At 51.8% G+C, this 11,004-nt stretch carries 8 protein-coding genes and 3 tRNA genes; 2 read left to right on the plus strand and 9 right to left on the minus strand.

Annotated features, from left to right (window positions below; all coding sequences use genetic code 11):
• Positions 1-29: 29 nt before the first annotated feature.
• Positions 30-938: a glutamate/aspartate ABC transporter substrate-binding protein GltI gene (gene gltI / locus D9736_RS14920; protein WP_130258616.1), complete on the minus strand. Its 909-nt coding sequence runs from the start codon at positions 936-938 to the stop codon at positions 30-32.
• A gap of 454 nt (positions 939-1,392) precedes the next feature.
• Here gltI and D9736_RS14925 point away from each other — a divergent pair, with 454 nt between their 5' ends.
• Positions 1,393-3,270, plus strand: a complete 1,878-nt coding sequence (locus D9736_RS14925) for a rhomboid family intramembrane serine protease (protein ID WP_130258617.1) — start codon at positions 1,393-1,395, stop codon at positions 3,268-3,270.
• Between the two features lie 126 nt (positions 3,271-3,396).
• On the opposite strand, the gene lnt is transcribed toward D9736_RS14925, so the two are convergent.
• From lnt to miaB, 5 genes are all read right to left on the minus strand, one after another.
• Positions 3,397-4,935: an apolipoprotein N-acyltransferase gene (gene lnt / locus D9736_RS14930; protein WP_130222616.1), complete on the minus strand. Its 1,539-nt coding sequence runs from the start codon at positions 4,933-4,935 to the stop codon at positions 3,397-3,399.
• Between the two features lie 24 nt (positions 4,936-4,959).
• A complete protein-coding gene (gene corC / locus D9736_RS14935; RefSeq protein ID WP_001278605.1) occupies positions 4,960-5,838 on the minus strand; it encodes a CNNM family magnesium/cobalt transport protein CorC in 879 nt (292 codons plus the stop codon).
• An 89-nt stretch (positions 5,839-5,927) separates the two neighbouring features.
• Positions 5,928-6,395, minus strand: coding sequence for an rRNA maturation RNase YbeY (gene ybeY / locus D9736_RS14940; RefSeq protein ID WP_130206518.1), 468 nt, complete (start codon positions 6,393-6,395; stop codon positions 5,928-5,930).
• Entirely contained in the window at positions 6,392-7,432 is a 1,041-nt protein-coding gene (locus tag D9736_RS14945; RefSeq protein ID WP_001018040.1) for a PhoH family protein, read from the minus strand. Before D9736_RS14945 ends, ybeY begins: the two co-directional genes overlap by 4 nt.
• Before the next feature lie 327 nt (positions 7,433-7,759).
• Positions 7,760-9,184 carry a tRNA (N6-isopentenyl adenosine(37)-C2)-methylthiotransferase MiaB gene (gene miaB / locus D9736_RS14950; RefSeq protein ID WP_000162740.1) on the minus strand — a complete coding sequence of 475 codons (1,425 nt, stop codon included), beginning with the start codon at positions 9,182-9,184 and terminating at the stop codon, positions 7,760-7,762.
• Positions 9,185-9,329: 145 nt separating this feature from the next.
• Between miaB and ubiF the strand changes: the two genes are divergently transcribed.
• Positions 9,330-10,505: a 3-demethoxyubiquinol 3-hydroxylase gene (ubiF, locus tag D9736_RS14955; RefSeq protein ID WP_130258619.1), complete on the plus strand. Its 1,176-nt coding sequence runs from the start codon at positions 9,330-9,332 to the stop codon at positions 10,503-10,505.
• Positions 10,506-10,658: 153 nt separating this feature from the next.
• Here the strand turns inward: ubiF and D9736_RS14960 are convergent.
• From D9736_RS14960 to D9736_RS14970, 3 genes are all read right to left on the minus strand, one after another.
• Positions 10,659-10,733, minus strand: a tRNA-Gln gene (locus tag D9736_RS14960).
• Between the two features lie 37 nt (positions 10,734-10,770).
• A tRNA-Gln gene (locus tag D9736_RS14965) sits at positions 10,771-10,845 on the minus strand.
• A gap of 48 nt (positions 10,846-10,893) precedes the next feature.
• Positions 10,894-10,970 (minus strand) — tRNA-Met (locus tag D9736_RS14970).
• Positions 10,971-11,004 lie beyond the last annotated feature (34 nt).

An 11,004-nucleotide genomic window follows, 5' to 3' on the forward strand; every position in this document is an offset into this window, starting at 1 on the left:
GCTGGAATTTCCGCCCCTGGTTCTTGTAATTAGTTCAGTGCCTTGTCATTCGGTTCTTTGAACTGTGCTTTCATTTCGTTTGACAGTTCGAAATTCATGTTCAGGTTTTTCGGCGGAATTGGATTTTTGAACCATTTATCAAACCATTTTTCCGCTTCACCGGAGGTCTGCACCTGAGCGATGGTGTCATCCATCAGCTTTTTGAACTGCGGATCATCTTTACGCAACATACAACCGTAGGCTTCCTGAGACTGCGGCTTGCCGACGATTTCCCAGTTGTCTGGTTTCTTCGCTTTCGCACGTTCACCGGCCAGCAGGGCATCATCCATCATAAAGGCAACGGCACGACCGCTTTCCAGGGTGCGGAAAGAGTCACCGTGATCTTTGGCGCTGATGATGCGCATATTCATTTTTTGCTCTTCATTCAGTTTGTTGAGCAAAACTTCAGAGGTAGTGCCGGAAGTGACGACCACTGCTTTGTCTTTAAGGTCGGCAAAATCTTTGATATCGCCGCCCTTTTTGGTCAGCAGGCGCGTACCGACCACGAAAATAGTGTCAGAGAAAGCCGCCTGTTTTTGGCGTTCGACGTTATTGGTGGTGGAACCACATTCAAAATCGAAAGTGCCGTTTTGCAGCAGTGGAATACGGTTTTGTGAGGTGATCGGAATCAGTTTCACCTGTAAGTCCGGTTTGTTGAGTTTCTTTTTCACTGCTTCAACAATGGCGTTGGAGTAATCCTGCGAGTAACCCACCACTTTTTGCTGATTGTCGTAATAAGAGAAAGGCACTGAAGATTCACGGTGACCGACGACAATCACACCGTTTTTGGCGATTTTGTCCAGAGTACTGCCTGCTGCCGGGGCGGCGTCATCTGCCTGTGCCAGTCCTGCGGAAAGCGCCAGGGCCAGGATTGCTGTGGCAGGTTTACGTAATTGCATATCCAACTCCTTTATCTTCTGCGTTAAAAACGCATGGATACCCGTTGTGAGTGTTTGTGTTGTTATCATCTGCAACTTTATTGTGCAGTGTTGTGCTTGTTAGGTAACATTTAGTTTGGCTAAATGTAAAGATATTGCTGTTTTATTGTTTGTTTTTGCGAGATGCGCCGCACCATTCCGAAGCAAAATTCTTAAACCGCACCTTTTTGGTGCTACCGCTGATTTGTGGTGGTGCAACCCGGTTGCGTCGCGGCTGATTTCATTGCTTACACAGTAAATAAAGCAACATACATGCCAAAAAATACTTAGGTGTGAATTAATTACGGTTGTAATTTTAGACTGAAAAAGTCATATTTCGGACAGTGTTAACTTTTCGGTATGGGACGTTTGCCGGGATGATAACTGCACACGGGAAAAATGCTTTTTACCTGTCTTTTCAAGGAAGAATCACCTTATGTCTGCATCTACGGTTAAGCCGTTAAATGTTCAATTACCCGCAATAACCCTTATCCTTTTTGCGTTTTGTGTTGGGATATTTTGTTACCTCGCACAATGGATGAGTTATGAAGAAGTCGATCAATCCGCACTTATCCATCTCGGCGCAAACGTTGCTTCTCTCACGTTGTCGGGTGAACCCTGGCGCTTATTGAGCAGTGTCTTTCTGCACAGTAGTTTTTCCCATTTGCTGATGAATATGTTTGCTCTCCTGGTGGTGGGGGCTGTGGCGGAACGGATTCTGGGGAAATGGCGACTCCTGATTATCTGGTTGTTCTCCGGCGTCATTGGTGGACTCATCAGCGCCTGTTATGCGTTACGCGAAAGTGAGCAGATAGTCATCAGCGTTGGGGCATCCGGGGCAATTATGGGGATAGCTGGCGCTGCGATAGCAACACAGCTTACTTCAGGTGCGGGTACACACCATAAAAACCAGCGGCGAGTATTTTCTCTGTTGGGTATGGTGGCGCTGACACTGTTGTATGGTGCCCGGCAAACAGGAATAGATAATGCTTGTCATATTGGCGGCCTGATTGCGGGTAGCGCGTTGGGGTGGCTGAGTGCGCGTTTATCTGGGCAAAACCGGCTTGTTACGGAAGGCGGGATTATTGTTGCGGGCAGTCTTCTTCTTACCGGGGCTATCTGGCTTGCGCAGCAGCAGATTGATGAATCAGTTTTACAGGTCAGGCAAAGCCTGCGTGAAGCGTTTTATCCGCAGGAGATTGAACAAGAGCGACGGCAAAAAAAGCAACAGTTAACGGAGGAACGCAACGCCCTCAGGGAAACATTATCCGCTCCGGTAAGTCGTGAACAGGCCAGTGGTGATTTGCTCGCTGAGATTGCCGATATCCATGATATGGCGATCAGTCGGGATGGTAATACGTTGTATGCCGCAATTGAAAACACGAACAGTATTGTTGTTTTCGACCTCGGACAAAAGAAAATCCTGCATACCTTTACAGCGCCCATAGCGAAAGAAAAGTCAGTCAAACATTGTGGTGGCTGTAAAGATCAGGGCGTCAGATCGCTGGCATTAAGCCCGGATGAAAAGTTGCTTTATGCGACGTCATTTGAAGCGAATGCGTTATCGGTCATTAACGTGGCGACGGGGGAGATTATTCAGTCGATTACCACCGGCGCACATCCTGACAGCCTTATCCTCTCGCATGATGGAACAAAAGCCTGGGTGATGAATCGCACCAGTAATAGTGTGTCAGCTATTGATCTGGTGGCTTATCAGCATGTGGCGGATATCCCGCTGGAGAAATACGACGGGACGGGGACAAGCGGTAAACCAGGCGCCTGGGTTATGGCACTTTCCCCGGATGAAAGAACATTACTGGTTCCGGGAGCAGGCAGAGGTAACATCGTGCGGATCAATACCATCACGCATCAGAAAGAAGACTTTCCCGCAGGTGATGCGCGTGGTGTCGTTTCTGCGATGGGATTCCGACCAAAAAATGGTGAGGTTATTTTTGCCGATAGCCAGGGGATTTCACGTATAAGCGTAGGGGATCAACAAGCCAGCATTATGACGCAATGGTGTAGCAGGAGCGTTTATTCCGTTGAGGGTATTAGCCCGGACGGTCAATATTTAGCGTTGGTGTCATATGGCCTGCAAGGTTATGTCATCCTGCTTAATATTAATGCCGGGCAGATTATTGGCGTTTATCCTGCCAGCTACGTTAATCACCTGCGTTTTTCAGCGGATGGTAGAAAAATATTTGTTATGTCGAAGAATGGGTTAATCCAACTGAACAGGACGCGCTCGCTTGATCCGCAGGCAATTATTCGTCATCCCCAATATGGCAATGTGGCTTGTATCCCTGAACCGTAAGAAAAAGGGGCATTATAATCATGCCCCACAGCGTGTTGAGAAAGTACGCTTCATCCTATAAAATCACGTAAATTCAACATGTTGCAAAAATCGCGTAGGCCTGATAAGCGTAGCGCATCAGGCACATTAACGTTTACGTGCTCGCAGACTCATCAACACAGCGGCAAAACCAAACAGTGCCGTCAGCACCCACAGCGGCCAGTTGCCGGTACGGGCGTACGGTGTGAGTCCGGTAGTCGGCGTCACGTTAGTGGTCAACACCTCGCGGGTGAACTGCGGGATCATCGCCTGAATCTCACCCTGCGGACCAATCACCGCCGTAATGCCGTTGTTGGTGCTGCGCAACAATGGGCGCGCCAGCTCCAGCGCACGCATTCGCGCCATCTGGAAGTGCTGCCATGGACCAATAGACTTACCAAACCACGCATCGTTGGAGATAGTCAGCAGATAGTCGGTATCCGGGCGGAAGTTATCGCGCACTTGCTCGCCAAGAATGATCTCATAGCAAATGGCCGCAGTAAGCTCAATACCATTTACCGACAGCGGTGGCTGGATATAAGGTCCACGGCTGAACGACGACATCGGCAGATCAAAGAACGGTGCTAACGGACGCAGAATCGACTCCAGCGGGACAAACTCGCCAAACGGAACCAGATGGTTTTTGTTATAGCGATCGGCTGATTCATAGCTGTACGGTGCGCCTTTACCCAGTGTGATGATGGTGTTGTAGGTATCGTAGCGGTTCTGTTTATTGAGACGCGCGTCGACAATCCCGGTGACCAGCGAGCTACCTTTATCGCGCAACTCACCGTCCAGAGCTTTGAGGAACGGTTGCTGATTAATTTCCAGATCGGTTATCGCCGACTCCGGCCAGATAATCAGCGATGATTTGCCCATCAGCGGTGCCGTTGCGTTGTAGTAAATCTTCAGCGTATTAAGAAGCTGACTTTCATCCCACTTCAGCGATTGCGGAATATCGCCCTGAACCATCGAAACCTGAATGGTTTTCTCCGGTTGCGGGGTAAACCACTGGATGTAACGCAGCGGGAAGGGAAGGGCAAACAGTACGACGGCCACCACCAGCGGACGCCAGTTGCGTTTGACTAACGCCAGTGCCAGCAGGCCGCTAACCATCATTAGCAGGAAGTTAATGGCTTCCACGCCCATTATCGGTGCCAGCCCTTTTAACGGGCCGTCAATCTGGCTATAGCCGAACTGTAACCACGGGAAGCCTGTCAGTACCCAACCGCGCAGAAACTCGGTCACTTGCCAGAGAGCAGGGGCGGCAATCGCCACGCGCAGCCAGGTGGTTTTCGGCCACAGACGCGACAGCACGCCAGCAAACAGTCCGGTATACAGCGACAAATACGCCGCCAGCAGCACCACCAGGAAGATGTTAACCGGGCCAGGCATTCCGCCAAAGGTCGCGATACTGACATAGACCCAGTTAATACCGCTGCCAAAGAGGCCAAATCCCCAGCAAAAGCCAATAGCGGCAGACTGAAGTGGACGGCGGTTAAAGGTCAACGCCTGAAGCCCCATCAGCGAAATAATCGCCGCAGGCCAGACGTCGTAAGGAGAGAAGGCCAGCGTTCCGCAGGCACCGAATAATAACGCCAGCAGCAGGCGAATGCGCTGGCGTTCAATTAATGAGGCAAAAGCCATGTAGTTATCTATCCAGTTTCGGTTTTATTCATCCAGCTTCGGCTGGGGTGAGTCATCCGGGATTTTGACATGAACCTGAATAATACGCCGACTATCGGCCATCGCCACTTTGAACTGGTAACCGTCGATGTCGATGGTTTCGCCACGCGCCGGAAGATGCCCAAATGCCTGCATCACCAGACCACCGATAGTGTCGACCTCTTCATCGCTAAAGTGGGTGCCGAACGCTTCGTTGAAGTCTTCAATGGAAGCCAGTGCGCGCACGGTCCAGGTATGACGACTCAGCTGACGGAAGTCGATATCATCTTCTTCGTCATACTCGTCTTCAATCTCACCAACAATCAGTTCCAGGATGTCTTCAATGGTCACCAGACCGGAAACCCCACCGAATTCGTCAATGACGATCGCCATGTGGTAACGCTGAGAGCGAAACTCTTTCAGCATCCGGTCTACGCGCTTACTTTCAGGAACGACAACCGCCTGACGTAACACTTTGTCCATGCTGAAGGCTTCAGCATCGCTGCGCATAAACGGCAGCAAGTCTTTCGCCATCAGAATCCCTTCAATGTGATCTTTGTCTTCGCTAATCACCGGGAAACGTGAGTGGGCGGACTCGATGATGACATCAAGGCATTCGTCCAGCGTCTGGTTGCGTTTCAGGGTAATCATCTGGGAGCGGGGGATCATGATGTCGCGAACGCGTTGGTCTGCGATGTCCATCACCCCTTCGAGCATATCGCGCGTATCTTCGTCGATAAGGTCGTTCTGCCCGGAATCACGGATCAGCGCCAGCAGTTCGTCACGGTTTTTCGGTTCACCGTGGAAAAGTTGGCTGAGTAACAGGGAGAAAAATCCCTTCTTGTTGCTTATCGTGTCACTACTGTGTGAATTGTCGTCGCTCATGGCGTCGTATGGGTTCTCATGTTAGTTAATCAAAACGCCGTCGTTAATCACCAACGGCGGGGACATCTGCCAGTCAAATGCCTGGCAAATTATTCTTTCTCGGCAATGTACGGATCCTCATAGCCCAGAGCAAGCATAATCTCTGTTTCGAGGGCTTCCATTTCTTCTGCTTCGTCATCTTCGATGTGATCGTAACCTAACAAATGCAGACTGCCGTGCACCACCATATGCGCCCAGTGCGCCTCTAGTGGTTTGCCTTGCTCCTGAGCTTCCTTCTCAACCACCTGACGGCAGATAACCAGATCGCCCAGTAGCGACATCTCCATGCCAGGCGGCACTTCAAACGGGAAGGAGAGCACGTTGGTCGGCTTATCCTTACCGCGATAGGTCATATTCAGACTGTGGCTTTCGGCGGTGTCGACCACGCGAATAGTCACTTCCGACTCTTCCTGAAACTGCGGGATCACCGCATTCAGCCATGTCTGAAACTGGCTCTCTTCCGGTAACCCGGAATTATCTTCACATGCCAGTTGTAAATCGAGGATCACCTGACTCATTTTTGTTCCTGTTCTTCGCGCTTGCGTTCTGCCGCCAGCGCCGCTTTACGTTTTTGTTCGGCTTCTTCCCAGGCTTCATAGGCGTTAACGATACGCGCCACCACCGGGTGACGAACCACGTCTTCGCTGTGGAAAAAGTTAAAGCTGATCTCTTCGACATCGGCCAGCACTTCGATGGCGTGACGCAAACCAGACTTGGTATTACGCGGCAGGTCGATCTGCGTGACGTCGCCGGTGATAACCGCTTTTGAGTTAAAACCGATACGGGTCAGGAACATCTTCATCTGTTCGATGGTGGTGTTCTGGCTCTCATCAAGAATGATAAACGCGTCGTTCAGCGTACGACCACGCATATAGGCCAGCGGCGCGACTTCAATAACGTTGCGCTCAATCAGCTTCTCGACTTTCTCAAAGCCCAGCATTTCAAACAGCGCGTCGTACAGCGGGCGCAGATACGGATCTACTTTCTGGCTTAAATCGCCAGGCAGGAAGCCCAGTTTCTCACCGGCTTCTACCGCCGGACGAGTCAGCAGAATACGGCGAATTTCCTGACGCTCCAGGGCATCAACTGCCGCAGCCACTGCCAGGTAGGTTTTACCCGTACCCGCCGGGCCAACGCCGAAGGTGATGTCATGGTCGAGAATATTGGCGATGTACTGCGCCTGGTTTGGCGTGCGCGGCTTAATTACGCCGCGTTTGGTTTTGATATTGACCGCTTTGCCGTACTCCGGCACGCTCTCCGCGCTTTGCTCCAGTACCCGCGCTTCTTTAATCGCAAGGTGGATCTGTTCCGGTTCGATATCCTGAATCTGACCGCGCATCGGGGCGGTATCGACATACAGGCTACGCAGAATGTCTGCCGCAGCGGTGACGCAAATCGGACGGCCGGTCAGTTTAAAGTGGTTATCGCGGCGATTGATTTCGATGCCGAGACGGCGTTCGAGTTGTTTGATGTTGTCATCAAACGGGCCGCACAGGCTCAACAGACGCGCGTTGTCTGCTGGCTCCAGGGTGATTTCGCGAGTGTCTATGTTCAAACTGTTCCTCTTATTTGTATGCCGCCGGAAGCTGAACATTCACCGGCCTATAACGAAATTATTCACGCCACAGGAAAAAGGCGCAAGCATTGCGATAAAGATGGGGATAAAGAGAGAAAAAACAAGGCCCACCGGAACGGCGGGCCAGTGATTATTGACGAAGTGCGTGTTGTTCATGCCGGATGCGGCGTAAACGCCTTGTCCGGCCTACAAATTCATGCGAATTCAATATATTGCTGGAATCATGTAGGCCTGATAAGCGTAGCGCATCAGGCAATTTGCGTTTGTCGTCAGTCCCAAAACTTACCAGACCGGCGGGCCTGAGAATTACGGCTGATAATAACCCACGCCAAGGTCGTTTTCTTTGCGAGTACGGGCAATCACCGATTCCGGAGTTTCTGCCACGCGCAGACCCATTTCATCTTCAGTACGCACCACTTTACCGCGCAGAGAGTTCGGGTAGACGTCGGTAATTTCTACATCGACGAATTTACCGATCATATCCGGCGTGCCCTCGAAGTTGACCACGCGGTTATTTTCAGTACGCCCAGAAAGTTCCATGATGCTCTTACGTGAAGTCCCTTCTACCAGAATACGCTGGGTGGTGCCGAGCATCCGGCGGCTCCATGCCATCGCTTGCTGATTGATACGTTCTTGCAGAATATACAGACGCTGCTTCTTCTCTTCTTCCGGAACATCATCAACCATATCGGCGGCTGGCGTACCCGGACGTGCTGAGAAGATAAAGCTGTAGCTCATGTCGAAATTGACGTCGGCAATCAGCTTCATCGTTTTCTCGAAGTCTTCGGTGGTTTCGCCAGGGAAGCCAACGATGAAGTCAGAACTGATCTGAATATCCGGACGTGCCGCACGCAGTTTACGGATGATCGCTTTGTACTCCAGCGCCGTATGAGTACGGCCCATCAGGTTCAGAATGCGATCGGAACCGCTCTGTACCGGCAGGTGCAGGAAGCTCACCAGCTCCGGCGTGTCTCGATACACTTCGATGATATCGTCGGTGAATTCGATCGGATGGCTGGTGGTAAAGCGAATACGATCGATCCCGTCGATCGCAGCAACCAGACGCAGCAAATCGGCAAACGATCCGGTGGTGCCGTCGTAGTTTTCACCACGCCAGGCGTTCACGTTCTGACCGAGCAGGTTGACTTCACGCACGCCCTGAGCAGCAAGCTGGGCAATCTCAAACAGAATATCGTCGGACGGACGGCTTACCTCTTCACCACGGGTGTAAGGCACCACGCAGTAGGTGCAATATTTATTGCAGCCTTCCATGATGGAGACAAACGCGGTCGGCCCTTCGGCGCGCGGTTCCGGCAGACGGTCAAACTTCTCGATTTCCGGGAAGCTGATATCTACAACCGGGCTGCGGTCGCCGCGCACGGAGTTGATCATCTCCGGCAGACGGTGCAGCGTTTGCGGCCCAAAAATAATATCGACATAGTGGGCGCGCTGGCGAATGTGCTCGCCTTCTTGCGATGCCACGCAGCCACCGACGCCGATAATCAGGTCTGGATTCTTCTCTTTTAACAGTTTCCAGCGACCCAACTGATGGAAGACTTTTTCCTGAGCCTTCTCGCGGATTGAGCAGGTGTTCAGCAGCAGCACATCCGCTTCTTCCGCCACGTCGGTCAGTTGATAGCCGTGGGTGGCATCCAGCAGATCGGCCATCTTCGATGAATCGTACTCGTTCATCTGACAGCCCCAGGTTTTAATATGGAGTTTTTTGGTCATCGACTTGCTCTTGCGAAATAGTAGCCAGGAATGCAGGGCGCATAGTGTAATGCTTTGCTGCCGTTGTGACCAGTATGAGCGTTATCAGCCCTTGGGGGTAAAAATCCTGTAAACTTAAAGCATATTGCTAACAGGATGATTGACCATGACAAATCAACCAACGGAAATTGCCATTGTCGGCGGAGGAATGGTCGGCGGTGCACTGGCGCTGGGACTGGCACAGCACGGATTTGCGGTAACGGTAATCGAGCACGCAGAACCTGCGCCGTTTGTCGCTGATAGCCAGCCGGATGTGCGGATCTCGGCGATTAGTGCGGCTTCGGTATCATTGCTTAAAGGTTTAGGCGTCTGGGATGCAGTACAGGCTATGCGTTGCCATCCTTACCGCAGACTGGAAACCTGGGAGTGGGAAACGGCGCATGTGGCGTTTGACGCCGCTGAACTTAAGTTACCGTTGCTGGGCTATATGGTAGAAAACACTGTCCTGCAACAGGCGCTGTGGCAGGCGCTGGAAGCGCATCCGAACGTGACGTTACGTGTGCCAACCTCGCTGATTGCGCTGCATCGCCATAATGATCTTCAGGAGCTGGAACTGAAGGGCGGCGAAGTGATCCGCGCGAAGCTGGTGATTGGTGCCGACGGCGCAAATTCGCAGGTGCGGCAGATGGCGGGAATTGGCGTTCATGCCTGGCAGTATGCGCAGTCGTGTATGTTGATTAGCGTACAGTGTGAGAACGATCCCGGTGACAGCACCTGGCAGCAATTTACCCCGGACGGACCGCGTGCGTTTCTGCCATTGTTTGATAACTGGGCATCGCTGGTGTGGTATGACTCTCCGGCGCGCATTCGCCAGTTGCAGAATATGAATTTGGCGCAGTTACAGGCGGAAATCTCGAAGCATTTCCCGTCGCGTCTGGGTTACGTGACACCGCTTGCCGCTGGCGCTTTTCCGCTGACGCGTCGCCATGCGTTGCAGTATGTTCAGCCGGGACTGGCACTGGTGGGCGATGCCGCGCATACCATCCATCCGTTGGCGGGGCAGGGGGTGAATCTTGGTTATCGTGATGTTGATGCCCTGATTGATGTTCTGGTCAACGCCCGCAGCTATGGCGAAGCGTGGGCCAGTTATCCTGTGCTCAAGCGTTACCAGATGCGGCGCATGGCGGATAACTTCATTATGCAAAGCGGTATGGATCTGTTTTATGCCGGATTCAGCAATAATCTGCCGCCGCTGCGTTTTGTGCGTAATCTCGGATTAATGGCGGCGGAGCGTGCTGGCGTGTTGAAACGTCAGGCGCTGAAATATGCGTTAGGGTTGTAGCCTTACAACATTGCCGGATGCATGCCAACCGTAGGTCGGATAAGACGCGCCAGCGTCGCATCCGACTTTGAAGGATAAGACGTGTCAGCATCACATTCGGCATTGAATATACGCAGAAAAGCAAAAAGCTCGCCGAAGCGAGCTTTTTTAATGTGGCTGGGGTACGAGGATTCGAACCTCGGAATGCCGGAATCAGAATCCGGTGCCTTACCGCTTGGCGATACCCCAACTGGGTGCACTTACAAAGTAAGCGTCTTGAATAAATTGGCTGGGGTACGAGGATTCGAACCTCGGAATGCCGGAATCAGAATCCGGTGCCTTACCGCTTGGCGATACCCCAACAAATTTGTTTTTGAATTTGCCGAATCTATTCGACAGATTCAGAATTTGGTGGCTACGACGGGATTCGAACCTGTGACCCCATCATTATGAGTGATGTGCTCTAACCAACTGAGCTACGTAGCCAGATTATTTCTTCGATGGCTGGGGTACCTGGATT

The organism is Escherichia sp. E10V10, from assembly GCF_004211985.1.
In the GTDB taxonomy this organism is placed as follows: domain Bacteria; phylum Pseudomonadota; class Gammaproteobacteria; order Enterobacterales; family Enterobacteriaceae; genus Escherichia.

Excerpts from the sequence above, each read along its gene's own strand:
- miaB (WP_000162740.1), bottom strand. The coding sequence starts at position 9,184 with ATGACCAAAAAACTCCATATTAAAACCTGGGGCTGTCAGATGAACGAG.
- ubiF (WP_130258619.1), top strand. The coding sequence starts at position 9,330 with ATGACAAATCAACCAACGGAAATTGCCATTGTCGGCGGAGGAATGGTC.
- lnt (WP_130222616.1), bottom strand. The coding sequence starts at position 4,935 with ATGGCTTTTGCCTCATTAATTGAACGCCAGCGCATTCGCCTGCTGCTG.
- ybeY (WP_130206518.1), bottom strand. The coding sequence starts at position 6,395 with ATGAGTCAGGTGATCCTCGATTTACAACTGGCATGTGAAGATAATTCC.
- corC (WP_001278605.1), bottom strand. The coding sequence starts at position 5,838 with ATGAGCGACGACAATTCACACAGTAGTGACACGATAAGCAACAAGAAG.
- gltI (WP_130258616.1), bottom strand. The coding sequence starts at position 938 with ATGCAATTACGTAAACCTGCCACAGCAATCCTGGCCCTGGCGCTTTCC.
- D9736_RS14925 (WP_130258617.1), top strand. The coding sequence starts at position 1,393 with ATGTCTGCATCTACGGTTAAGCCGTTAAATGTTCAATTACCCGCAATA.